The sequence below is a fragment of the Alteromonas sp. MB-3u-76 genome, from assembly GCF_002831605.1.
Lineage (GTDB): Bacteria > Pseudomonadota > Gammaproteobacteria > Enterobacterales > Alteromonadaceae > Alteromonas > Alteromonas hispanica.
Genome location: NZ_CP025115.1, coordinates 2,171,199 through 2,195,130, shown reverse-complemented (window position 1 = coordinate 2,195,130; position 23,932 = coordinate 2,171,199). Strand labels below are relative to the sequence as shown.

Annotated in this window: 22 protein-coding genes and 4 pseudogenes; 17 read left to right on the top strand and 9 right to left on the bottom strand. The window is 42.2% G+C overall.

The features are described from left to right. Positions 1-30 precede the first annotated feature (30 nt). The 4 genes from CW735_RS09825 to CW735_RS09810 are packed head-to-tail and all read left to right on the top strand — an operon-like array spanning position 31 to position 1,734. Complete coding sequence (locus CW735_RS09825) at positions 31-258, top strand: hypothetical protein (protein WP_100971901.1); 228 nt, start codon at positions 31-33, stop codon at positions 256-258. A 21-nt stretch (positions 259-279) separates the two neighbouring features. Beyond that, the gene (locus CW735_RS09820) at positions 280-990 is read left to right on the top strand and encodes a hypothetical protein (RefSeq protein WP_100971899.1); all 711 of its coding nucleotides are present in this window, start codon (positions 280-282) and stop codon (positions 988-990) included. 10 nt (positions 991-1,000) lie between these two features. After that, entirely contained in the window at positions 1,001-1,228 is a 228-nt protein-coding gene (locus tag CW735_RS09815; RefSeq protein ID WP_198520967.1) for a hypothetical protein, read from the top strand. Positions 1,229-1,251: 23 nt separating this feature from the next. Further along, positions 1,252-1,734 (top strand): hypothetical protein, encoded by a 483-nt coding sequence (locus CW735_RS09810; protein ID WP_100971897.1) that lies wholly within the window; start codon positions 1,252-1,254, stop codon positions 1,732-1,734. A gap of 223 nt (positions 1,735-1,957) precedes the next feature. On the opposite strand, the pseudogene CW735_RS09805 reads toward CW735_RS09810, so the two are convergent. Continuing rightward, positions 1,958-3,850, bottom strand: a pseudogene (locus CW735_RS09805) (pectate lyase family protein); the annotation flags it as partial. 635 nt (positions 3,851-4,485) lie between these two features. Between CW735_RS09805 and CW735_RS09800 the strand changes: the two are divergent. The 4 genes from CW735_RS09800 to CW735_RS09785 all read left to right on the top strand — a co-directional run bounded on the left by CW735_RS09800 (position 4,486) and on the right by CW735_RS09785 (position 10,231). Further along, on the top strand, positions 4,486-5,046 hold the full coding sequence (locus CW735_RS09800; RefSeq protein ID WP_020743577.1) for an RNA polymerase sigma factor: 561 nt from the start codon (positions 4,486-4,488) through the stop codon (positions 5,044-5,046). After that, a complete protein-coding gene (locus CW735_RS09795) occupies positions 5,033-5,953 on the top strand; it encodes a FecR family protein (protein ID WP_020743578.1) in 921 nt (306 codons plus the stop codon). Before CW735_RS09800 ends, CW735_RS09795 begins: the two co-directional genes overlap by 14 nt. 99 nt (positions 5,954-6,052) lie before the next feature. Then, positions 6,053-8,656 carry a TonB-dependent receptor domain-containing protein gene (locus CW735_RS09790; protein ID WP_198520966.1) on the top strand — a complete coding sequence of 868 codons (2,604 nt, stop codon included), beginning with the start codon at positions 6,053-6,055 and terminating at the stop codon, positions 8,654-8,656. Between the two features lie 9 nt (positions 8,657-8,665). After that, on the top strand, positions 8,666-10,231 hold the full coding sequence (locus CW735_RS09785; protein ID WP_020743580.1) for an alkaline phosphatase D family protein: 1,566 nt from the start codon (positions 8,666-8,668) through the stop codon (positions 10,229-10,231). A 162-nt stretch (positions 10,232-10,393) separates the two neighbouring features. Here the strand turns inward: CW735_RS09785 and CW735_RS09780 are convergent. Beyond that, a pseudogene (locus tag CW735_RS09780) lies at positions 10,394-10,899 on the bottom strand (epoxyqueuosine reductase QueH). Positions 10,900-10,959: 60 nt separating this feature from the next. Here CW735_RS09780 and CW735_RS09775 point away from each other — a divergent pair. The 4 genes from CW735_RS09775 (at position 10,960) to CW735_RS09765 (ending at position 14,866) form a co-directional block, all read left to right on the top strand. Further along, positions 10,960-11,286 (top strand): hypothetical protein, encoded by a 327-nt coding sequence (locus tag CW735_RS09775; RefSeq protein ID WP_100971891.1) that lies wholly within the window; start codon positions 10,960-10,962, stop codon positions 11,284-11,286. A 20-nt stretch (positions 11,287-11,306) separates the two neighbouring features. Continuing rightward, positions 11,307-11,435, top strand: coding sequence for a hypothetical protein (locus CW735_RS20020; protein ID WP_269748008.1), 129 nt, complete (start codon positions 11,307-11,309; stop codon positions 11,433-11,435). Positions 11,436-11,614: 179 nt separating this feature from the next. Further along, positions 11,615-11,812, top strand: coding sequence for a hypothetical protein (locus CW735_RS09770; protein ID WP_100971889.1), 198 nt, complete (start codon positions 11,615-11,617; stop codon positions 11,810-11,812). 48 nt (positions 11,813-11,860) lie between these two features. After that, positions 11,861-14,866 carry a Tn3 family transposase gene (locus CW735_RS09765; RefSeq protein WP_088941599.1) on the top strand — a complete coding sequence of 1,002 codons (3,006 nt, stop codon included), beginning with the start codon at positions 11,861-11,863 and terminating at the stop codon, positions 14,864-14,866. A gap of 26 nt (positions 14,867-14,892) precedes the next feature. Here the strand turns inward: CW735_RS09765 and CW735_RS09760 are convergent, their stop codons facing one another. Next, the gene (locus CW735_RS09760; RefSeq protein WP_015068652.1) at positions 14,893-15,459 is read right to left on the bottom strand and encodes a recombinase family protein; all 567 of its coding nucleotides are present in this window, start codon (positions 15,457-15,459) and stop codon (positions 14,893-14,895) included. A 917-nt stretch (positions 15,460-16,376) separates the two neighbouring features. Here CW735_RS09760 and CW735_RS09755 point away from each other — a divergent pair. The 4 genes from CW735_RS09755 to CW735_RS19555 are packed head-to-tail and all read left to right on the top strand — an operon-like array spanning position 16,377 to position 18,906. Further along, a complete protein-coding gene (locus CW735_RS09755) occupies positions 16,377-17,129 on the top strand; it encodes a Phenylacetic acid catabolic protein (RefSeq protein WP_015068650.1) in 753 nt (250 codons plus the stop codon). A gap of 23 nt (positions 17,130-17,152) precedes the next feature. Then, positions 17,153-18,286, top strand: coding sequence for a radical SAM protein (locus CW735_RS09750; protein WP_015068649.1), 1,134 nt, complete (start codon positions 17,153-17,155; stop codon positions 18,284-18,286). Then, positions 18,286-18,732 carry a MaoC family dehydratase gene (locus tag CW735_RS09745; protein ID WP_015068648.1) on the top strand — a complete coding sequence of 149 codons (447 nt, stop codon included), beginning with the start codon at positions 18,286-18,288 and terminating at the stop codon, positions 18,730-18,732. Before CW735_RS09750 ends, CW735_RS09745 begins: the two co-directional genes overlap by 1 nt. 21 nt (positions 18,733-18,753) lie before the next feature. Beyond that, entirely contained in the window at positions 18,754-18,906 is a 153-nt protein-coding gene (locus CW735_RS19555; RefSeq protein ID WP_020742482.1) for a hypothetical protein, read from the top strand. 86 nt (positions 18,907-18,992) lie between these two features. On the opposite strand, the gene CW735_RS09740 is transcribed toward CW735_RS19555, so the two are convergent. The 5 genes from CW735_RS09740 to tnpA form a co-directional block, all read right to left on the bottom strand. Next, positions 18,993-19,262 (bottom strand): response regulator, encoded by a 270-nt coding sequence (locus CW735_RS09740; protein WP_015068647.1) that lies wholly within the window; start codon positions 19,260-19,262, stop codon positions 18,993-18,995. A gap of 217 nt (positions 19,263-19,479) precedes the next feature. Then, a complete protein-coding gene (locus CW735_RS09735) occupies positions 19,480-19,812 on the bottom strand; it encodes a hypothetical protein (protein ID WP_100970760.1) in 333 nt (110 codons plus the stop codon). 7 nt (positions 19,813-19,819) lie between these two features. Beyond that, on the bottom strand, positions 19,820-21,406 hold the full coding sequence (gene tnpC / locus CW735_RS09730) for an IS66 family transposase (protein WP_198520977.1): 1,587 nt from the start codon (positions 21,404-21,406) through the stop codon (positions 19,820-19,822). 23 nt (positions 21,407-21,429) lie between these two features. Continuing rightward, positions 21,430-21,765 carry an IS66 family insertion sequence element accessory protein TnpB gene (gene tnpB, locus CW735_RS09725; RefSeq protein WP_100970759.1) on the bottom strand — a complete coding sequence of 112 codons (336 nt, stop codon included), beginning with the start codon at positions 21,763-21,765 and terminating at the stop codon, positions 21,430-21,432. Beyond that, positions 21,765-22,037 carry an IS66 family insertion sequence element accessory protein TnpA gene (tnpA, locus tag CW735_RS09720; RefSeq protein WP_100970758.1) on the bottom strand — a complete coding sequence of 91 codons (273 nt, stop codon included), beginning with the start codon at positions 22,035-22,037 and terminating at the stop codon, positions 21,765-21,767. The genes tnpB and tnpA overlap by 1 nt, the downstream gene beginning before the upstream one ends. A gap of 140 nt (positions 22,038-22,177) precedes the next feature. Here tnpA and CW735_RS09715 point away from each other — a divergent pair. Then, positions 22,178-23,047: pseudogene (locus CW735_RS09715) on the top strand (IS5 family transposase); the annotation flags it as partial. 351 nt (positions 23,048-23,398) lie between these two features. Here CW735_RS09715 and CW735_RS09710 read toward each other — a convergent pair. Then, a pseudogene (locus CW735_RS09710) lies at positions 23,399-23,761 on the bottom strand (ISAs1 family transposase); the annotation flags it as partial. Positions 23,762-23,932: the final 171 nt, after the last annotated feature.

Sequence of the window (23,932 nt, the reverse complement as noted above, 5' to 3'; positions counted from 1 at the left end):
ATTTATAAGTAGAGGAAATACGAGGCAGCAATGAACACATTCATGTATATCGATAAGCGCTTAATCGACTTAGGCCAAGAACAAAAAGCAAAGCTTGTTCACGCTTTAAATGATGAAGAAAAAGCGTTGGTAAACGCGTTTTACACTGGTGCAAAAAATGAACTTGAGTCGCTGCGTGATGAATTAATTAGTGATGTGTCACCTGTTGATGACGAATTACCTGAAAATCACATCGTTAATCACGCAGAAATGCGTTAATCGAGCTAATGGGAAATAAGTATGGGCCAGTCTTTAACAAGGGATGAGTTAATTGGATGTTTAGGTGATTCCTGTGATCCAGAGGATAAGGCTTTTCTAGATATTGCTTTTCAAAGCATAGTCCGCCATCAACGCTACCTGTCATTCCATTATGAACAATTCAAATCGGCAGCCTCCTTACACCAGATGGCTATGCGAGGAGAAGTGCCGGAAGGAGGTAACGAGGAGCCACAGTTTCATCGAGACATTTTTGAGGCTAATGCATTCGCTTTTTTTAGATGCCTTCATGCTGTCATAGATTCAGTTCCCTATATTTTGAACTTAATTCTTGGTGACCTTGATAGAGAAGGGCGTGTCACTTGGGGCTCAGTCAAAAAGAAGCTTACAGTGTGCGGTGCCACCGACGTGATTGGTGCAATCAATAAGCTAGATGCAATGAATGAATACAAACAGCTTACTAAATTAGTAAATATCAGCAAACATCGCCGACTACCGAGGATTGATTCAGGTGAATTTTCGGAAGATAGAGCTCCTAAATTTAATAGTGAGGAGTTGGGCGAGGCGCAAGGAAAACTCAATATCGATTCTTTTATGCATCATTGCCACGACAGGCTATTGCCTCAATCACTTGAAGTGCTGAAATCGTTTTGTAAATTTTGGAGAAAAAAGACAGCGCCAAATGAACAGAAAGAACCTGAATCTAACAGCTCAAAGTCTCCTATTAGTTCATAAAGGAAACACGATGCCCCAGACACAGCAAGCTTTTGAAGAAAAATACAACTGTAAAATGGCCATCACTAAAATTGAAACTGGCAAGTATGCGTCATGCCCTTTTTGTGGAAAGTCTGTCCTGAGCGTCGAAAATCTGAAATCTGCTTGGGGTACTGGCGAAAGCGAAGAACATGTTGTTTGTAATAATTGCGCGGCCAGTGCTCCAGTAGAGTGTTGGCAAGAACGTAAATCGGCCTAATTGGCCTGATAGGAGATCGAACAATGGCGTTCAAGTGGTCAAAGCTATTCAAAAAAACTGTGCTTGAACGGCCAGCTGGGAATGGCAAAGAGAAATTGACGTTCCCATCCGCGATAGAAACTATTCCCTTGACTGTATGGATACTCACATTACTGAGTGCGCTTATACTCACTGAAGGCTACTTTGGCATATTATTTCAAATTAAAGCAGATACCGTTAAATATTGGTTTCAGCGCTCCGGTTCTTTAGTCACAATCTTGGGTATATTGGTCGAAATCTCTGTTAGTTCTAGGATGGAAAACATCAAAGCGAACTGGTTATCGCCCCAAAGCTTTATACATAATATGTGGAGGAATGATACTGATTACAGAAAAGCGCAAGCTGACATTATCGACACTGCGGTTCTGGCGACAAAATACATACCTGTTATCGTTATTGCCATTGGGACCATAATTTGGGGGTATGGCGATATGATTCACGATTTATTTTCAAGAATAAACACATAGGAAATACAGTTGACGCACTTCCTCTTTTTCAAAAAGTTGCGATTTCTGAGCATACAAATTTTCCGAAAGGTTCTTACACAGTTGAATATGAGTTGAAGTCTAAGGATACAGAAGAAAGGAAATACAAAAAAAGAGAGGGAGAAAAGAAAGACATACGCAAAGTATGATAATTTCACACAGTGAAAAAACAGACCTCATCAGTTGATGAGGTCTAAGAGTGCTACTATTGACTGATCAACTCAAACATTTGGTTTTGAGCGCCAGCAGTACAAGTCCACTGCACAATATCTGTACCATCTGCCGTTGCGTTGCCACTCACATCTAAACACAACTCACTCCACTTCGGAATGATACGCCACTTGCCAGTACCCGCAGATTGGAACCGGAACAATTGATTATCACCGCCCCAATAATCATAGAGGATCACTGTGGCTCCATTACCAGATATTGACGTATTGATATCTAACGATTTAGTAGGGGCATTCAATGGTGAGATACGGTGCCAGATCCCATCTACTTGCGAGATTGCGAACTTCTGACAATCGTTATCTAGCCATGCGTACTGCTGAATGTTGGTGAGGTTTGCGGTGCCACAGCCATTCACATCTACCGCTTTATCACTGTGTACCGGACTTATCCAATACCTACCATTCACTGTGCCATTATTGCCGCTACCGCCGCTTCTACCGCCACCTGAGCTATAACCATTGTAAACTTCAAACTCGGCTACACGGGGCTGAGTAGAAGACGACTGTATAACAAAACTGATTTTGTTCACTGTTGTATCGCTAAACGAAATAACGTTGGGCACAGCCCCTCCTGTCGCTAAGGTGACGCCGGTATCATAATTGACCAGTGCCCAATTGGTGATCGCATTTTCGTAACCCGATGCAGATACAATACGCACTGCATTTACCGTGGCATTCAGGTTTTTCACATTGATGGTGCCAGTTGACCCATTTGGAGACCAATAGGAACTGGTGTCACCATCTATAACGTTTCCATAGCTTGTTCCACTGGCTTTACTGCTGCCATCAGCAGCTGCAGATAGCGCCAAATTCGTTCCAGTTCCCGAGCCGTCGCCGTTGCCGCCACCGCCGTTACCGCCACCATTGTCTGGCGGAGTAGTTGTTGAACAATCACCATCAGACACAGCAAGCCCTTTATTAGCCCCTGCCGTTGCAGCTATGATTGAAGGCACACAGCTAGCGTTATCTAAGCTATAGCTATAAGGAATGCTAATGGATGTGGTAGATGATGGATTGGGGCCCGCAGGATAGTTTTTATTGCCAGATGACGTCCAAGTTATGTTGTCAAAGATGTTGCCACTTACCTGCCAATAACCCATGTCGTTGGTATAAAATGTTCCGAGTACATCCTTTGAATCTTCAAAGTAGTTATTTTCAGCTCTGATTTTACCACCAATTCGTGGGTTCATTCCCGATTCATTAAGGCTTACATAGTGATTGTTGTACGCATGGGCTGTGGCGTGACGCAGCAAGGGCGTACGCGAATCTATGTTCTGATAGAGGTTGTGATGGTAGGTGACCGGACCATTTTCATCATCAGAATCGCTTGATCCCACCAGTCCTCCGCGCCCAGAGTTTTTCAAGATGCTGTACGACAAGGTAACCTATTTGGTATCTGCTTTAATATCAAACAGGGCGTCATAGCCGGCACTTTCACCACCGCTTGCTTCAAGGGTAACGTGGTCTACCCACACATTTCTCACCGTGGATTCCATGCCGATCGCATCACCACCATTTGACGTGGGGGAGCCAGATTTTTTCACGTTTCTTACGTGTATATTTTGAATAATAATATTGGATGCATTGCGAATATGAATACCGAGTTCATCGAATAGCGCGCCACTTCCAACACCCACCAAGGTAATATTGCTCACATCTTTTATTTCAATCTTATCTTCCGCGGTATTACAGCTATCACCAGAGACTTTACTGGTATTGCCGTGATTTACGGTACCTTGCACCTGAATGATAATGGGTTCATCGCTACTGCTTCGATTGCACAGTGCTTCATGCATACCTGTACCAGTAGAAACGGTTACAACACTTCCTCCCTGGCCACCTGTTGTGCCACCGTTTTGCGTCGCAAACCAGTTTCTGCCGATACAGGCAAAGCGAGGGGTAACGCTGTCATGCCCAGGCATAACGCTAATTTTGATGCCTTGTGTTTCATAAAACCTCCGAGGTTTCTGTGTAACCCGGACTTCGTCTGGCGTGTCCTATATTATTGCGCCAGACCTCGTATTACGGTTTCTATAATAGGAGCCTGTTTCTTACCAGTTACTTCATATATGAACAAATTAGGCAATTTCTCAACAACGCTCCTCATCGCGTACTACATTGAGTCTTGTACTCGATGGCCGATATGATTACAAACAAAAATGATTGGCTTTTTTATTTATATTAAAGTTTGAATAATTTTTAGCGGCATACTGCTAATTGAAGCTGCCGACTACCTTTGATGTTAGGTGATTTGTTGATTTGGCTTGGGCCTAGTTCATGCTTTTTTTATTTGGGGTGGTTATATTTTCTATCACTAAGCCGAGGCTAAAAATGATTGTCGTAACCATCGTACTACTTGGTGCTCGGGTCATAAAAGGGAAGTGGACAGTATTAACGCTTCGTAGGGGCGTATATCACCTTTATAATTTTGTTCGTAGCCACAAAACTGTCATCATGACGTTTTATAGTTTTAGCTAACCCAACGCAATAGAAAAAACATTTTGTGGAAGCTGTTCTTTTCTCTTCGCTTTATCGCAGTTATTGGAAAACTTTGTGCCAGAAGTTAAGGGCTAACTTTGGCGAAGGGCCGCCCGATCCAGAAGACATTACTCAACAAGCTTTCATAAAATATCGCCAGCAAGCGGCAAGTAAAAACATCGAGAACCCTCAAGGCTATTTGTATACGCTGGCAAAAAATCTCTATATTGATCAGTATCGCTCACAAAATCGATACGATGGTTTAATTGATGATGTGTTCGCTGACCTCGCACTGGAGCCCATTAATACAAATTCTTCCGAAGATATTGCGTTACAAAATGAAAAATTAGCTGTGATTGATGACGTAATAGCCGCGTTGCCAGAGAAGCAGCGTTTACTTATAAAAGCCAACCGAATTCACGGAGAAACCTACCACCAAATATCAAAGCGCACCGGATACTCAGTATCGAACATTTGTCGTACGCTAGAATTGGTGAATAAGGCATTACAAGAAGCGGTAGATAATTGGGAAAATGGCCATCCACCACACACTTTTGAAAAGAAGCGTCGCAATGACAGAAATTGAAAAGCAAGCCAATAAGTGGCTAATTCTTCTTCATAGTGGCGAGGCTTCACAACAAGACATCCAGGCATTCAAGCAGTGGCTTCAAGTCTCTTCATGTCATGTTGAAACATACAGACACGCTGAATCACTGTGGCGGATGACTCGTTATTCGGAATCGTTATATACAACTCACACAACCCGCTCTAGCCGCAAAAGTACATATATATTGAGCACTATGGCAACTGCTGCGTTATTGCTAATAGCATGTCTGCTTTTTTTTCAGTTACAGCCGGTTTCTCCCATGCAAGGCGAGCGGCTACTCACCACTGATGTAGGGCAAATACAAACCTTTACACTTGCTGATAACTCTTCGGTTACTTTGGGGGGCGACAGCAAGGTCAGCGTGTGGTTTGACGAAGCTCAGCGCAGCACTCGTCTTATCAAGGGGGACGCGCTGTTCGATGTTCAACACGACCCCCAGCGTCCCTTTGTTACTTACATTGATGATGCGCAGATTACGGTGTTGGGTACGCGCTATGACGTACAGAAAAGGCCTTATCAAAACAGCGTTACGGTGGGGCACGGAAAGGTTAATGTAGCCAATAATCGTGAGGAGGTAAGTCTTACTCCAGGCCAAAAAGTAAACCTTGTTACCAATAAAATTGGCAAGGTTTCGTATGTTGAGCCTGATTTTTTTGCGCAATGGAAGCAGCAACGTTTTGCCTTTTCTCATCATACATTAGAAGACGTAGTATCGGTTATTAATCGCCACAACTTAACGCCGGTACGAATTGCCACACCCACTTTACGGACACTTCGTGTTACCGTCGCTTTCTCGGCCGTGCAGAGTTTTCAGGTACTGGAAAGTTTGGCACAGCAATATGAATTCGATATCAAAAAAACGCCTTCTGAAATCCTACTTTTTTAGTGAAGTTTTTATGAAGCTTTAATGAATGGTGAAAAATATAGGTTTCGCAAACGTTAGGTAAGTAGCACATGCTTTAACTACTTAAAAATGGAAGAACCTATGTTTACACATTCTCGCTTTACACCTATTTGCTTAGCGTTGGGCGTTGCCCTAAGTTCTGGCTCATCTTGCGTTTATGCTCAGTCGACCAATACAGTAACGCTGACAGATGCCATTAGTCATTTATCTGCTCAGTACAAGGTTGTTATTCTAACTACCATTGCAGATAGTGATTCTGTAAAAGTTCCACCGGTTTCTGCTTCTGTGACTATAGAACAAGCGCTTGCAACTATGTTAGCGGGAACTGAATTGGAGGTGATAAAAGATGGTAAAGGTTCTTATGTTATTCAAACCAAGCCATTAAAAAAGACAAGTGAAACGTCACAGGAAGCGTTAAAGAAAGCGAGCTCCACTGAGCCCACTATGACATTGGGGCAAATTGAAGAAATTGTCATAACAGCGCAAAAAACTTCTCAGAATCTGCAACAGGTGGCTGCTTCTATCTCCGCAGTGAATGGGGAAAATCTAGAAAAAATGAATGTGAACAGCGTGTTTGATCTGTCTGGTAAGTTGCCGGGGCTAGTAATGACCAGTGTTCAAGGGTATCGGCCTACTGTCTCCATTCGCGGGATCGGCAATGAAATTCCTGACAACGCAGGAACCAAGCAGGCTGTTGCATTTCATGTCGATGGCGTTTTCATGGCTAATGATTATGCACTTCTCGCGGACATGTCTGATGTTAGCAGAATCGAGATGACGCGAGGGCCAGACGGTACACTTTACGGTAACAGCTCTACCGGCGGTGCTATTAATTTAGTGTCTCACAAGCCTCAACACGACGAATTATTTGGGGCTATGAGCTTCGCAGCCGGCGCATATTCTCAGCAGGAAGCAAGGGCAATGGTCAATGTTCCGGTAAACAATGAACTTGCGTTTCGTGTTAGCGCCTCACATCGTCAGCGAGACGGATATACTGAAAATAAAGCGATTGAAAATTATGAGCTAGATGATGTGGATAACCAAACTATCAAGGCACAGATTAGTTGGCAGCCGTCAGATGATATCAATGTGCTTTTTCAACATCAGGTGTTTTCCAGTGACACAAATGGTCCAGCCCTTAAAGGTGGGTTCGATACCATTTCTGACGATCCTCGCGTTGTTTATCACGATACACCCGAGTTCTATCGCCTTAATACGCAGTTGAGTAGTTTTCATTTCGACTGGACATTGCCGGGAAGTGCGTTGAGTGTGATTTTAAGTAAGCAGCGGTATCACATGCGCCGAAAGTTTGATTTTGACCGGTCGTCACTTACCGCTAACGACCCTGCGCCACTACCATTAGTAGGAGAGCTAGATTTATTGGGAGAAGCGCCCATTCCGCAGTTTGTAGGAAATTTGTCTCAATTAGACCATTCATATACAGCTGAAATTAACCTTACTTCTGCACCTGACGCCGACGGGCTTAAATGGGTAGTGGGAGCATTCTTTTTAGATACAGAAATTTTCAGCAATACCCGTAACTTTTATGATGCAGACAGAGATGGCGAGCCGGTAAATGAAACCATTACTGGACCGAATATTTTTGCAGACAACGCCGATATCGATTTTATCAATTCAGACTATCGCAATTTCAATTCATACGCCATATTTGGCCAATTTACCTATCCGTTTTCAACTCAGCTGGCGGTTACCGCTGGTTTGCGCTTTACCAATAATAAATTTGAAGATGAACGTTGTAGCTTAAATTGTGTTCCCACTCGTTCGCCAATCACCAGTACGCCAGCCAACGAAACCGACAATGTTACCGGAAAGGTTGCACTGGAATATACGTGGAACCAAGACATGATGAGTTACGTTTCTATTGCCACAGGAGTAAAGCCAGCTGGTTCAAACAGTAGTGCAGATACTCGCTTTTTTCCTGAAGTCTTCGATCAGGAAGAAGTTATAGCGTATGAAGTGGGTAACAAAGCGGAATTATTCAATAAACGCAGCCGTTTGAATATTGCCGCTTTCTATTACGATTACAAAGATTATTTATTTGAATCTAGCGGTATCGGCCGATTTGCGTCAGGGGCATCTAACTTACCTGAAGCGGAGATTTACGGTATTGAGGTGGAATCTGATACTTGGGTTACTGAATCGTTGTCCCTTACTTTATCATTAAGTGCAATGGAGTCTGAAATCATCAAGGGCCGTGATGCAATCGACCGTGCAGAGGCCGAAAACCAAAGTGTGGGTCTTATTCTTGCTGGTGCTAGCAGTGAAGAGATTAACGCTGCGCGAGAAGCAACCGCAATTAATCTAACGGGTAACGAACTACCCAAAATACCAGACCTTATGGCTAATGTAGGGCTCGTCTACTACCTTACGGACAGCATGGGGGGCGAATGGGAATTTTCTGGGCAATACACTTATCGAGGTGAATTTTATGCCAGAGCATTTAACTCATCGCAAAGAGATAATGTCCCCTCGTATGGTATGACAAACCTCAATGTTACTTACTTTACACCACAAAAAAGCTGGAAGATTGACCTTAATGTACATAATCTATTCGATGAAGACGCGGTTATTACCCGCTTTACCGATACTTTTGGTCTGGGCTTTACCAGCGATCAATATCTTGCTCCACGAACCGTCACTCTACGAGCCAAATACTTTTTCTAGGAAAGCAGTGTGATAAGAAGAGACTTCATTAAATTAAGTCTGGCAACAGCGGGTTTACCCGTTGTAGCCTGTGCGCAAACAAGCAATCCGTTTGTCTACCGGTGCGCCATTACCAGTGGACCTGCGGTCGGTAGTGCTACTCAGTACAGCGCCATTATCTGGTGTAGGGCCAATCGAAATAGTGTTCTTGCCGTAGAAATAAGCGAAACCGAAAATTTTAATAACATCGTTACTGTAATAGGTAGTGAGGCGCAAGCTGACCGTGATTTTAATTGCAAAGCAACATTAACATCGTTAAAACCGGGCACAGAGTATTATTATCGCTGTCACATGCGCGATACTGAAACTGGCGTGCAAATAAGCGATGATGTATCTGGACGCTTTTGTACAGCACACACGACGGCGGCAGCGCTTAGTTTTTGTTGGTCTGGAGACACCGCTGGACAAGGCTATGGCATAGACCCTACCCATGGGGGAATGAAAACTTATCAAGTCATGTTGCAACATCAGCCCGATTTTCTTGTTCATTGTGGCGATCAAATTTACGCAGACAACCCCATATTACCGGAATTAAAAGCTGAAGATGGCAGTGTGTGGCAAAATCGGCATGCGGACTATGTCGATCATGTTGCGCAAACCACCCAGGATTTTAGGGATCGGTTTTATTACAACTACTTTGACCCTCACTTCGCAGCGTTTCATCGCCACGTTGCAACCTACTATTTATGGGATGACCATGAAGTGCGTAATAACTGGTATCCAAATCAAATAGTAGAGGATCAGCGATACGAAACTAAACAAGCGTCCACCTTAGCTCAGCGTGCACGCACCGCTATGGTTGAGTGTAATCCGTTACCTGATACAGCAAGACAGCAGCTTTATCAGCATGTTTCGCGAGGGCCGCTGCTTGATTTATTTTTGGTGGATATGCGCAGCTATCGCACTGCAAACCGAACACCTTCTCAAACAAGAGAGGACGTGAAGGAGCATATATTTGGTGCCCAGCAATTGGCTTGGTTGAAAGCGTCGCTGCTTGATGCTAAAGGTGTGTGGAAAATTATAGCCTTGGACATGCCCATAGGGCTAGTGGTCGAAGATTATCACGACGGTACTATTGAAGCTGTTGCTAACCGCGACGGACCAGTTACTGGCCGTGAAGCAGATGTTGCTGAACTGCTTAGTTTCATAAAACTGCACGATATAGAGAATGTCCATTTTATCACCGCTGACGTGCATTATTGTGCGTCTCATTATTATTCGCCCACTAACGCACAATTCAAACAGTTTAAGCCATTTTGGGAATTTGTAAGCGGCCCACTTCACGCTGGCACCTTTGGGCCTAATCGTCTTGATAACACGTTCGGGCCTGAGCTGGTATTTAAAGGCATACCAGACGACCTGCCACCAAATTTATCACCGGTGTCGGGGTATCAGTTCTTTGGTGTAATGAGTATAGATGCGCAGAGTCAGAAATTAACTGTGTCTCACATTAATCGTGAAGGTGACGTCTTGTGGTCTAAGGTACTTAAACCTGAAAAACAACGTGCTGCCCAACAGTATCAGCAATCGCTTTAGTGACGTTGTACTGTAGGAAAAAATTGTCTTTTTTCTCTGGAGGCTTGTAACTACGGCAGGGGATAAGGGGTATGATTCCTTGCCTGCCGTGTTTTCTTTTGAGTAATTTGTACACCAATGCAAGGCAACAATGTTAAACGCATAGACAACGTACTGTGAGAACTAGTCTTTATTCTCTGAAACGTGAGCCGGTTCTTCATTGCTATAATACATTACGCCAAGTTCGATTTTTTCTCTCCCTTGAGCTAGTCGGTGCTTGTTGGTATCACGTAGGGAGTAAACACACCCGCAGTATTCCTGTTGATAGAAGTTTTCTCGTTTACTAATTTCAATCATACGCGCAGAGCCGCCACCCTTTCGCCAATTGTAGTCCCAGTAAGTTAACCCTTCATAAGGCTTGGCGGCGCGATGCCCGCAGTCGTTAATTTGTTTCATGTCTTTCCAGCGCGAAATACCTAAACAGCTGGTCATTACTTTAAAGCCGTGCTCGTGGGCGTAGAGGGCAGTGCGCTCAAAGCGCATATCAAAACACATGGTGCAACGAATACCTCGTTCTGGCTCGTGTTCCATACCTTTGGCACGTGTAAACCAGTTGTCGCGATCGTAGTCAGCATCAATAAAGGGAACACCGACTCTTCGGCAAAACGAATATTTTCTTCTTTGCGCAGTTCATACTCTTTGCGTGGATGAATGTTCGGGTTATAAAAGAAAATAGTAAAAAACCAGTTATGAATAAATCGCCTTTAGCAAACATTTATGCATGGCTAATAATTACCGGAATAGTGCTAGGTCCATTGGGTTTAATTATTGGCAATCCTAGCGTTGCTGCATTTGGAAACGGAGCTTTTATTGCAGTTTTTTTTACTCCAGTATTTTTTACAAAAAAACTTAGTTTAAAGGATTCAGTTTTTGGCGGTATTTGGACTGCAACAGTATTTTATTTTGCATCAAAAGGTGACGTGTCAACTGATTGGCTATTATCTACGATCCCAATGCTGGTTATAAGTATTTTGGTAAGTAAGTGGGCTAATACTTCGTTTACCAAGTCAAATTAGAGTGTGATAGGAAATTTAACATGAGCCGACAGGTGAAAGTGACACAGCTAAGCGCAGAGGGCGTGACACACGCTTTTATAGCAAAAGGTGATGTAACTCCCGATGCTATGAAAAAAGCCTGTCAGGAACAGTTTATACCTTCTCAGTAAGAAGATGCTGCCATTGATCTTAGTGGTGCAAAAATAAATAAAGGTCAATATCGGTGGGTTCCTGCTAGAGATGAGTATGGTGAGTTTTGTGGATCTCGCTTGATACCTACTGAAAAGGTCGGCAAGGGTTCGTTTTTTGGTACTGAGTTGATAGTAAGTTAGATATAGGAATTATCACCATGGCATCTGATAGTGAACTAGGTTGGAGTGATTACTTAGAAATAATCCCTAACAAATACAAATACAAATACAAAGACGAACCAGATAATTTCAAAATTAGCGTTGGTGACTGGAAATCAGATAGTGATGGTTGGCCGGAGTTTCGCGCCTTTATGGGGTTTTGCGCCCATCCCCTCGAAATCGGCATTAGGAATTAAAACATTGAGTCTGTTATGATTATGAAAAAATAATCAGGACTATATGCCATCGCTGCTGAACAAACAAAACGCATTCAAATACTCACGTCGTTTGAAGTCAAAGAACTTTATGCTCTCCCCAACTTTAGTCACTCCGACAGAGAAGACTACTTTTCACTCGACAAGGAAACTCAGAAACTGGTCAATACGTTGAGGCAAACAGAGACCAGAATCTATTTTATCCTCTTATTGGGTTATTTCAGATCCAGACCAATAATTTTCAATTTTACATTCTCAGATGTTGAACCTGACTTTAACTACGTTAAAGCAAAATATTTCAGCGATAAAAGCGTTCAAGATGAAGATATTCCACCGCGAACCAAAACAGCGTTAGTTAGAAAACTTCTGACTTATACAGGCTTCTCCGTTTACCAGAGCAAGAATGACAAGGCACCTTTACTCAAAAGGCTCAATGTCGTTGTTAAAATCAATCAAGAGCCAAGATATGTGTTTGATGAATGCATTGCTTACTTTGGACAAAACAGGATTGCGTTAGCTGGTTATACGACACTTCAAGATATCATATCGAGTGTACTTTCTAGTGAGCGTAGTCGCATTGAGTCTGTCCTGAACCAAAACCTAGGCAGTGATACAAAAGCTACGCTTCTTAGATTGCTTGATTCCAAAAGCACGTTCACAGATCTCGCTATGTTAAAGCGCATGGCGAAGGATTTTTCAGCCAGCCAAATATCACAAGAACTAAAGACGCATAAAATCATACGTGCGCTTTATCCAGAAATTAAGACACTGATTGCTGAATTAGAGCTGTCACCGAAAAACCTTGAATACTACGCGTCTTTAGTAAAACACAAGTCGGTTTATAAGTTAAAAAGACATGCTGATAGTCAAACCTTGTTATATCTTGTTTGTTATCTATTCTTCAGGTACCGCGAAACTAACGACAACCTCGTTTCTGCATTTATCTATCTCGTCCGAAAGCTTGCTGAAGGAGCAAAGAGTCACGCCAAACAGGGAGTTATCGAAGATATAAACATTGTCAGAACAAAATTGAAATCGGCTGGCAGTCTGCTGAATTACTTCATTGACAGCGATATTGACGATGCATTGACCTTTGGCGATGTACGCAAAAAAGCCTTTAAGTTGCTACCTGCTGAGAACATTAAATTGCTTAGCGAACATCTTGATAGCAATGATTTTGATGGGCGTAAATATGAGTGGCAATTTATTGATAAACAGTCAAGCAAGGTGAGTAAACTTCTACGCTCCTTGTTCATGGCCATAGACATTGAGTTTATCCATTTAAAAGATGATTTACATAATCAGTATGTAACGTTGCGCTCTGAACTCAGTGAATGCAAGGCTGTTAGAACCATCAACCTAGACTTGGTACCCAAAGGTGACCGAGGGTATTTGCAAGGAGAAGTTTCTAAGCAAATAGCTATTCGTTTTGAGTACTTCCTGTATCGTAAAGCAGAGCAACTATTTCAAAACAATAGCCTTACCGTAAAAGAGAGTGTCAATAATCGTAGTCTGAGTTCAGATTTAATCCAGCCAAAAGAATGGCAAAACAAAGACGATATTATTGAAAATACAGGGCTTGATAAACTATCAGCACCAATTAACCAAACCTTGGATGAGAAGCAGTATCAGCTTGAAGTGAAATTGAAAGAGGCTGGCACACATATATTCAGTGGTGACAACAAATACGTCGAAGTTATACCTGGTAAGTCAGAACTAAAATGGTCTATCCCAAATAGCCGCTGGCAACAAACGGTTGATAACCCTCTCTATAATCAAATTCAGCATATGGGTATTGTCGAGCTTATGCTGTTTGTTGACGAAAAAACTAATTACCTCAATGCTTTTACACATATCGCTACCACAAAACAAAAATCATCAGTAGACAAAGAAGATCTGGTTGCCTGCATACTCGCCAACGGTACGAATTACGGCCTATATAAAATGGCCAATATCTCCGACCGTTCGATGGGAAAGTTGCGCAGTGTTAATGATAGTTACATCAGATACGAGACGCTGAAAGAGTCTAATGATCAGATCTCTAATGCCATTGCTATCCTGCCAATATTTGCTTACTACCATATTGATGACAATCAGTTATTTTCAAGCATCGATGGTCAAAAATTCGAGTGTAGGATCAACACCTTTAAAGCCCGTTATTCATCCAAGTATTTTGCCAAAGGCAAAGGTGTCTCAGCGCTGACGTTAGTGTCAAATCATGTGCCAGTGAATACTCAAGTTATTGGCGCGAATGAATATGAAGGTCATTTTGCATTTGATTTGCTTTACAACAATACCTCTGAGATACAGCCAAATACGTTATCCACCGATAACCACGGCACGAATAACGTCAATTTCGCTATTTTAGATTTCTTTGGCTACACCTTTGCGCCTCGATACGCAAAAATGAAACGAGTGTTTTTTGACTTATTTGAAGTTACTGAAGAAGAAGGTGGCCGAATTCAGTTAAAGAAAGACGTTAACTATAAATTAGTGGCTGAAGAATGGGAAAACATTCAACATATCCTTTGTTCTCTTAGCCAAAAGACAACTACTCAAAGCACCATCATTAGAAAGCTCAGTAACGGCAAGAGTCGCACGTTGTCAGCTTTGCATGAGTATGATCGTCTAATTAAAGCGATTTACGTTTTGGAGTACGTTGATAGCTCAACACTACGCCATTATGTTCAGCAAGCGTTAAATAGAGGGGAAGCCTATCACCAGTTAAAACGAGCCATTACCTCAGTCAATGGTAATAGATTTCGTGGTGGTAACGATTATCAGGTGTCTCAATGGAATGATTGTGCGCGGCTCATTTCAAACTGTATTATCTATTATAATTCTGCCTTGTTATCAGCCTTTTTGAAGATCCAAGAAAGAAACGGTAGACAAGATGTGGTAGATATTATTTCTAAACTATCACCGGTTGCTTGGCAGCACATCAACTTGAACGGAGAGTATGCCTTTAACAAAAATCGTAAAGCGATTGATTTGGCAGGTTTGCTTAGTGGTGTGGAGCCTCTGCAAAGTGAATAATAGTTCAATGAGTTGCTTTCTTATAATCACATTGCTAAATAACGATAGAAAGTTGCTTTAGATATAGAAAGTGAATTACAAATAGACTCTATAGAAAGTGAATTATTTTGGTGCATCTGCTTTGCCATCTGGACTTTAGGGTTGTTGATACCGATTTTAGGTCTACCGCCATTCCGTCCTCGTGCTCTTGCAGCAGATAAACCAGCATTGGTCCGCTCTTGGATTAATCGTCTCTCAAATTGCGACAATGCACTAAATATATTGAACATCAACTCACCTGAAGCTGTTGTTGTATCAATAGCACCGTCCTGGATCGATTTGAATCCAATGTCTTTTTCAACTAATGACTCAATCAAATTGATCAAGTGAGACATTGAGCGGCCAAGACGATCTAATCGCCATACTATTAAAATGTCTCCAGATGACAATGTATCAAGACATTTATCTAATCCTGGTCGAGTTGATTTTGCTCCCGACGTTTTATCGGTAAAAATATGTTCAGGAGCACACCCGTTGTTCATTAACGCATCGATCTGTAGATTTAAGTCTTGATCAGATGTACTTACTCGAGCATACCCTATTTTGAGCCCCATAATCTTATTTACATGTTGAAAAATGACTTTATGAGACTATATTAAATGAGATGGGTTTATAAAACAAATAGAACCAATAAAATCAGACCGAGCGGAGAAAATACTTTTCACTCTCATAAAACGGTCGTTTTTTAATACTTTCTTGTTTGATGAATTTATTGATTTAGTATTAATTTAATTAGTTTCTTCATTGAGATACTGACGCTATCATTAACACAGCAGTAGGTGTAAATAGAGGAAGTTCAAACGTCGGCGTTGAACTAAAAGGTATTACCATTGCATAGACTTGAGAAAGAGTTGCTCGACTTAGTTCAATCCGATACGCGCATATTCAGGTTTATTGAACACTCGTCATTGGACGGTATGTGGCATTGGGACTTGGAGAACGCTGAACACTTTTTGGTCCATATTTTTCTTGGTCGAAAGATCGGATCTTGGAACAGGCAATTAGTTCAATTTCTTAAACCGAGTTCAGGTTAGTTAGACCGTCAAGTTCCTTTAGTAATCACGCGACTATACTTTAGGTATGGTCGTAGCTCGTGATATCAATTCCCAGCGTTAAGAACTTAGTTAATAACTTTATTACTTTCTGGCAAATTTTTTAAACAACGTCTTTACAAATTTGCAGATCATTTCTATGGTTATTTTGTGGTATGGACTTTCCAATTGGAAAGCCGTATGACGTTGTGTGGAACTCGCCTTGATTTTTTTGAGTTATTTTGTAGGTTCAAGTAAAACATGTGTTTGCTTTAAAGGTCCAGTTATCTGTTAGGCATTGATGTAACTCATTTTCTGCTGTCATGAACATTAGTAGCAATTTGAATTTCTGAAAAAGGTGGGCATCCTATAGACAGGACCTTACCAAGATTAACTTCGCATTTGTTCTTGGTAACTACTTTTCCAAAAAGGACTGTGAAATGCTACAAGAATCTATTGCTGTAAAAGATGTAAGCCCATTCCATATATCAACTCCATCAGAACTACTTGAAACACCTAAAGAATATCAAGATCTCGTTAAGAGGCAATTGACTGCCCATGCTGAAGGGGAACTTTCTGGAGCTGATGACTATGTAAAATTGTTTTACTTTTTGACAAATGACCCCTACGAGAAAGCAGTGTGCTGCGAATTAGCCAAGGATGAACTTGACCACTATCAAAGAGCTGCGGACATTTTATTAGATATTGGTATAGATACGTCATTTATGCTATCGCAAAACTTGAACGATAGAGCGTTCTACGCGACCGAAGCCGTAAAAAGTTGTCGAAATTGGGCTGAAAGAGCATTGATTTCGACTCTTGTAGAAGACGCTGTAATTGATGTCCTAGAGGAAATGGCTCAAAGTTCCTACAGGCCTATTGCTGACATGTGCCCTCATGTTTTAAAGGATGAAAAACTGCACGTTGGGCATGGATTCAGGATTACGAGGAGCATGTGTAAGACGAAAAATGGATTCAAGCAAATTCAAGAAGCTCTTATAAGAATGTGGCCAGTAACACTTGATACCTTTGGCAGAAGTGATTCCCCAAGGTCAGAATTGTACGTGAAATACGGGTTGAGGCAAAAGTCATATTCCGTTGCACGCAACGAATTTGCGGAAAAGGCCAGAAGAAAATTAGAAGCTCTTGGACTTCATGTACCAGACGATACTGCAAACAGAAAGTTTCTCTAATCTTATGCTAGAAGGATTTGCTTATGAAAGATGTTACCAAAAATGCAATATTTAAAAGGCTTAACGGTGACTTTGAATATTATGCTCGTTATCAACGGATTAAACAAATTAGTTCAAGAGTTAGAGTGTCAGAGTATTTAATCACTACAGCGTGCAATATAAGGTGTAAAGGTTGTTGGTTTTTTGAATATGACTTTGACAAAAGAACAAAAGATTTGTCCAAAAAGGATGAAATTAAAAAGTTTCTTATCTCTGAGAGGAATAGAGGTATCAATACTAGTCTGATTATAGGAGGCGAGCCTACGCTCCATCCCAAAAGACTCGAATTATTTGCTGAGATTATGGAGTTTAATAGCATATCAACCAATGGTCTTAAAGCTTTGCCCAAAGAAGGCTTTAAGGATTTTTCGGTTTTAATCTCTTTGTTTGGTGGTGGCTCTCTAGACGATGACCTGCGAGCGATCAAACCTAACGGAAACTCCTTTTCGGGTCTATTTGAGACTGCTCTTAAGAACTATAAATATGATCCGAGAGCCCATTTCATTTTTGCAGTGACTGAAGATGGAATTGCTCATATCGAAGAGACAGTGAGAAAAATATCGGAAAATGGAAATACAGTCTCAGTTAATTTTTATAGTAAGTATGGTACGAGCGATCCACTCCGGACCAAGTACGAAAAAAGATTACTTGATGAAATTTTGCGAGTCAGGGAGTTGTTTCCAGAGACACTCGCTAGCCACCCTTACTACATTGAAGCTATGGTAACAGGGAAAAGTCACTGGGGAGATTTTGGATATGATGTTTGCCCCAGTGTGAGTGTAGACCATCCACAAAATGCTGAAAGAATTAAGAACGGTAATGCTGTACTTCCAGGATTTAATGCCTACGCCTCAGACTGCAAAACGGTAAACTTTTGCTGCACTTCAGGACATTGCGAGGATTGTAGAGACAGCCAAGCTGTAATGAGTTGGATAATGATAAATCAAAAGAGATTCGTCAAAGATGAAAATCTACTCAAAATATGGATTGAGATTGCAGAGAGCTATTGGCATCAATTTGTATGGGCTCATGATTTCCGCTATTCCGCGCCATCATTGCAAACTAGCGAAAATCTTAATCTGAGAAATCAGCACCATCTTCTAAAGGAGGTTGGCTAATGCAATCTATGCAAAGCGTTCAGGAGCAGAAAGAATATTTGCCAGACGTAGGCTACATCATTGAGTCCCAATTACTCTTAAGTGAGAAGGAAGTAGTAGATGGAGCCAAGTTCATTGGCGATTTAAATCCTGTACATAATGACCCAGATAACGAACAAACAATTCGTCTTGGAGGGATTATTGCAAGTGGCAGCCATATCACTGCAGTATTTTCCGCTCTTCTTCCTACTCACTTCATGAAATTTGGTCCTATGCTTGGAGCTCACATGGATGTAAAGTTCACAGCACCGATAAAACCCAATACAATCTACACTATGAATTGGGTTGTACAGTCAAAGGAGTATAAAAAGAGTCTCGGCGGTACAATTTACGCCAATGCGGGTACTATTATCGATCCAGCTGGCAATGTGACAGTTAGAGCAAACGCAAGCATCATCCTCTACTAGAACTATTTAGAGGGGTGTTGATTGCTAACCCGAAAACGCCCCTCAAGTTTACTTGTTATTATTCGTTCTGAAAATTCAGATGCCGTTGAAGCAGCGATGACAAAGCATATCTGCGGCTCAACTACTGTCCATGCTGATGAAAATGCCGCTTATGATGTATTGAGTGCATACTAAAATAGTACCGACTAAACACACCAGTCAATTGATCTACATGTATCAACTCTCGATATGTTTCTAATTGTTTTGAAGTATTCAAGTGTTTAACAAGTCATTGTTGAAGAGTTGAGAGAGATAGTGGCTTCTTTAGGAAGTCGGTAGCGCTCAATACCATTGATGTCTGGTAAGTAAACATCTAGCACAATGATATCTGGTTTATACAATTGGCAAAACTTAACTGCACTTTTACCGTTTGCAACAATACGGATTTTCTTTAATGCTGTGAGGTTGTTTGATATAAGTTCAGAAGTAATGGCGTCATCTTCAACAATCAGAAGTTGACCTGCGAGTAGCTTATTTACATCTTTAGACATGTGGACACCTCACAACTTTGTCTACTAGTAGTAATAGTCTTGGCGATGTCTACCATTAGTCAAAAGACTATTTCACTGTACGCGCAGTTATTGCTTGAACAAGCATGAGGGTCATTCTCACAGCAGAAGCTTTTATCATTTTAGTTATCTATGCCTATTTTTAATTATTTGGCAGTTTTTCGAAGAATTCACAAAAAGCGCGTTCATTTGTAACCGATCATTTTAGACCGTTCTTGACCGCCTGACTAAGATCGAGTTTAGCAACGCTAACCGCAGTTACTATGCCAGCCGGCACCTTGTGATGCGTCTTGCCATTGTTGTTAGCAATGAGCACCGTTTTTCTATTTTTCTTAAGTAACGTGCCGGTGATAGTTTTGCCATCATGAGCATACTGCACTTTCATGCCTGGGCGCAGTTTAGCAAGCGCTTCTCTATCTTGTTTTGCTCGTAATTCATCAATGCGGTTAACGACCGCTTCATTGAGTATATACAATTGGTCGAGAGTGAGTTGGCTAATATCGATGGTCGTTTTCGTTTCTTTTTCGGTCATAGCGTCTTCACTTTTCTATGTCTGAGCGCAGGCGTTTATCAGCGAACAGTGCTTTCCAGCGTCTAGGGGTTAAGTCGATGATGTCTTTGGCTGGATGTTGCGATACGCGTTGCAGTACATCGACTAGGTAGTGGTATGGATTGATGTTGTGTAATTTGCAGGTCACGGTGAGTGTATGCAAGGCACCAAGCTGTTTTGCGCCCAACTCACTCCAGCAGAACAAATGGTTCTTCTTACCCATAGGGATAACGCGTAAGGCCCTTTCTAAATGATTAGTGTCGATATTCACTTGTGCGTGCGTCAGGTAAGTCTTTAACTCATGATGACGGTCATAGGCATAAGCTAAGGCTTTGCTTAACGGATCTTTAGGTAATAATTCTGGGCGTTGGCGTTGCTCGTATAGCCAATGAAACAGAGCATTGATGACAGGCTCGCTGTGTTTGAGGCGATATTGCACGGTATCCTCGGCATTAAGCGCGTGTTTTCGTATGTGTGCTTCCACTTTATACAGCTTTTGTATTTCAGCCAAGGCGTATTGTGCCTCTTTAGGATGATAATCCAATGCTTTTTCGAAGTAGCGGCGCGTATGCGCCCAACAGGCTGCATGGGTGATGTGTTGGCCTTGGCTGTTTAGCGTATCAATGATTTGGCTATACACCGCATAACCATCGCTTAGCAAGGTGCCATTAAAGCCAGTGAGTTGCGCAATCGCATGTTGTTTGCCGCGAGAAGATGACCAGGTAAAGGCCACTTCATCTTGCTCACCATAAATGGGCCAGAAGTAGGTTTGTTTCATGGTGTTATGTTTGCGGCGAGTCGAGGCTTGTCGACCCGCCTTCATCGGCGTTTCATCCATGCTGATGTTGCCCCCACTCAGTATATTACTCAGCACTGCTTGTGCGATAGGGATAACTAAATCAATGCTTTGACTGACGTAGTTGATTAAGCTCGCCCGCGATAAAGTCACACCCGATTGCAGCATACGTAAATGCTGTCGGTGAAGGGGTAAATGGAATACGGCTTTATCAACCATGAGGCCCGCTAATAGTGATACATCCGCATACGCCCCTTCTAACACATTATCGGGAGTTGAGGGGGACAACATGTTGCCCGTTTCTTTGCTTTTAAAGACTTTTTTGCGATAAATTAAGACTTGGTAGCTACCTGGCAGTTGCGCTAAGCGATGGGTCTCTTTCGTGCCAATAATTTCATACTTATCAGCATCCTCACCTTCAAGCTCGGGGCAAGGCACATCAATCACTTTTGTGGGCACGTCATCAGTAAAGCGAAGGCCGGTATCATTGACGTTATTGTCATCTTTTTGTTTAGTGGAGCGGGCATAGCCTTTGACGGCTTTTTTAGGTGCTGGCGGTAAATCTTCATTCGTCGCTTGGCCAAACAACTGCGTTTGGTCAGAATTCTCTACTATGTGCTTTTCTGACTTACGCCCAAACAACTGACGCTTAAACCAGTCGACTTGTTGTTGCAACTGCGCGGCGTGTGCTTGTGACTCAGCCAGTTTTGCACACACATTAGCATATTCTTCTTGTGGAATATGAGGTGTGTTTTGTGGCAAATCGGCAGCGCTTTTCATGCGGCTAAGTATAGCAAATTCAGCTACTTAAGTCGCATGTTTTGTTTGCCTTTTTGCCAATAAACACCATCAATCAAACACTGTAACTGCGCGGTGTTCAGGGCGATTTTATGCCCATTACCTGACACTTTACCGAAGGTGCCCCGCTCCAATCTTTTCGACCATAAACAGTAACCGCCTTGATGGTAATACAGCACTTTTATCATGGTGCGTTTGCGGTTCACAAACACAAACCAATCGCCGAGCTGTGCTTGCATCTGCAACTGATTGTTCACCAACGCCGCTAAGCCGTCGAACTGCTTGCGCATATCGGCAATACCAAGATATAACCATATTTTAGCGCTACTTGCTGTTAGCATTAACCATCTCTACTCATGTTCAGCACCACACCGTTTGGTAGCGTTAACTCGATTTGCCATTGGCGCATGGCTGGCCGATGTGAGGTCATGCTGTCAATGGGCAGCCATTGCGGTGATGTCTGCGGCAACGACAAAGCTTGACGTTTTTTGCGTTGCAAATAAAAAGTGGACTGGTTAATGTGGTGCGTGTGGCAAAACTGCGCGATGGTCATATCGCTGGCTTCTTGCGCATCGATAAGTTGCTGCCATTCTTGAGAGCTTCGTCTAGTCATTGATATTTTCTCCTATATTAATCAATGATTAGATTTTAGGGGCTTAGCTTAAGAATAAAAGAGCGGTCTATTTTGACCGCTTACGTTCATTTGGCCGTCATCATTCTGATGCCGATTTCGAGGGGATGGGCGCAAAACCCCTGGAAGTGATTGAACCCTTTTATCCTAAAGCTGGCAATGGTAGACGTCCGTACGCGCTTGAGACCATGTTTCGCATTCATTGTATGCAGCAATGGTATAGCCTCGGTGATGAAGCCATGGAAGATGCGTTATATGAAATTGCCTTGATGCGTCAGTTTGCGCAACTGACATTGGATAAAGCCATTCCAGACCGCACTACCATTATGAACTTTCGACACTTGCTGGAAAAGCACAAGCTGACTCGCAAATTATTCAAAACGGTCAACCAATGGCTGTCTGACTGCGGTGTGATGATGACGCAGGGTACACTGGTGGATGCGACGATTATTGAAGCACCCAGCTCCACTAAAAACAAAAAGAATGAACGAGACCCTGATATGCATCAGACCAAGAAAGGCAATGAATGGCACTTCGGTATGAAAGCCCATATTGGTGTGGATGCCAAGAGTGGCCTCACCCATACGCTGGTGACCACCGCCACAAACGAGCATGACCTGAACCAGTTGAAGAACCTGTTGCATGGCGAAGAAGAATTCGTTTCCGGCGATGCCGGTTATCAGGGCGCTTCGATGCGGGAAGAGTTGCAAGATACGAATGTGGAATGGCTGATTGCTGAACGCCCCGGAAATGTCCGGGCACTGAAAAAGCATCCTCGCAAAAACAAAACGGCCATTAACATCGAATACTTAAAAGCCAGCATCAGAGCAAAAGTGGAGCATCCGTTTCGGATCATCAAATGTCAGTTTGGCTTTATCAAAGCACGTTATAAAGGGCTGATGAAAAATGACTCACAGTTAGCCATGTTATTCACCTTGGCGAACCTGTTTAAAGTAGACCAGATGTTAAGGCGACAGCCAAGATCTATCTGAAATCCGGGAATAACCCGGAATAAGGCCGAAATCAGGCCTAAAACGGCAGTATATTTGCCGAAATTGAAATTTTAGCGTTCAAAAATTAGACGGTAAGTGCAAAGGCTGGTTCAAGAACTAAATTGCAGGACTTATTCGCAGTTTCCCTAGTCCATTTTTATTAAAGATCAACAAATATCTGAATGTAATAGCGTTCCATGTTGAAGTCGGAGTAGCGCGTCAAAAACAAATAATACCTGTTGCTTATTGACAGGGTTCGTTCATTTGCAATGCACTCTGTGTGGGAACGCTCTATGCAAATAATTCTCATTCGCTATGCGTGATTTTAGGGCTTTGTTTAGTAAAAGCCCAAAGCCGCTTACCGTCAATCGCAATTAGCTGCCCTTCAGATAACTCTGCGACTGATTGCATCCAACCTATAAAACAGCGCTGAAACTGTTCGCTATCGACTCTTGATATAACACGAGCAATAGTGTCATGAACGGGCAATCCATTCTTAAATAAGCCTTTCTCGCTGAACCAGTCAAAGTGTAAATCACCAAAATCTTCAATGTCTTCCCAGCCTTTGGCACCAGCGATAGAAGCACACACTACAAGGAATAAAATATCAGTGAATAAATGCGCCACTTTAGCTGATTGACGAGGATCTTCTAACTCACTAAAAAGCTGTTCAAATGCACCTGTGCCCGTGACTCTCTCCGCAAAAGAGAGTATAAGATCACAGCTACTATATTTCGTCCAGTTGTAATGTTTCTTGTTAACTCAGTTGTTCAATAAATGTTCGTGATCTTGCCCTGATGTTGTGATAGGCAGTTACACAAAATTAGTTACAGTCTCTAAATATGAGTTTTCACACGGACTGCGTACAAACCAGTCGTCCAGAAA

Bases quoted from the DNA above. Each gene is read 5' to 3' on its own strand.
- CW735_RS09825 (WP_100971901.1), top strand. From the start codon at position 31: ATGAACACATTCATGTATATCGATAAGCGCTTAATCGACTTAGGCCAA.
- CW735_RS09820 (WP_100971899.1), top strand. From the start codon at position 280: ATGGGCCAGTCTTTAACAAGGGATGAGTTAATTGGATGTTTAGGTGAT.
- CW735_RS09815 (WP_198520967.1), top strand. From the start codon at position 1,001: ATGCCCCAGACACAGCAAGCTTTTGAAGAAAAATACAACTGTAAAATG.
- CW735_RS09810 (WP_100971897.1), top strand. From the start codon at position 1,252: ATGGCGTTCAAGTGGTCAAAGCTATTCAAAAAAACTGTGCTTGAACGG.
- CW735_RS09795 (WP_020743578.1), top strand. From the start codon at position 5,033: ATGACAGAAATTGAAAAGCAAGCCAATAAGTGGCTAATTCTTCTTCAT.
- CW735_RS09790 (WP_198520966.1), top strand. From the start codon at position 6,053: ATGTTTACACATTCTCGCTTTACACCTATTTGCTTAGCGTTGGGCGTT.
- CW735_RS09775 (WP_100971891.1), top strand. From the start codon at position 10,960: ATGAATAAATCGCCTTTAGCAAACATTTATGCATGGCTAATAATTACC.
- CW735_RS20020 (WP_269748008.1), top strand. From the start codon at position 11,307: ATGAGCCGACAGGTGAAAGTGACACAGCTAAGCGCAGAGGGCGTGACA.
- CW735_RS09770 (WP_100971889.1), top strand. From the start codon at position 11,615: ATGGCATCTGATAGTGAACTAGGTTGGAGTGATTACTTAGAAATAATC.
- CW735_RS09760 (WP_015068652.1), bottom strand. From the start codon at position 15,459: ATGGGGCTCAAAATAGGGTATGCTCGAGTAAGTACATCTGATCAAGAC.
- CW735_RS09755 (WP_015068650.1), top strand. From the start codon at position 16,377: ATGCTACAAGAATCTATTGCTGTAAAAGATGTAAGCCCATTCCATATA.
- CW735_RS09750 (WP_015068649.1), top strand. From the start codon at position 17,153: ATGAAAGATGTTACCAAAAATGCAATATTTAAAAGGCTTAACGGTGAC.
- CW735_RS09745 (WP_015068648.1), top strand. From the start codon at position 18,286: ATGCAATCTATGCAAAGCGTTCAGGAGCAGAAAGAATATTTGCCAGAC.
- CW735_RS09740 (WP_015068647.1), bottom strand. From the start codon at position 19,262: ATGTCTAAAGATGTAAATAAGCTACTCGCAGGTCAACTTCTGATTGTT.
- CW735_RS09735 (WP_100970760.1), bottom strand. From the start codon at position 19,812: ATGACCGAAAAAGAAACGAAAACGACCATCGATATTAGCCAACTCACT.
- tnpC (WP_198520977.1), bottom strand. From the start codon at position 21,406: ATGAAAAGCGCTGCCGATTTGCCACAAAACACACCTCATATTCCACAA.
- tnpB (WP_100970759.1), bottom strand. From the start codon at position 21,765: ATGCTAACAGCAAGTAGCGCTAAAATATGGTTATATCTTGGTATTGCC.
- tnpA (WP_100970758.1), bottom strand. From the start codon at position 22,037: ATGACTAGACGAAGCTCTCAAGAATGGCAGCAACTTATCGATGCGCAA.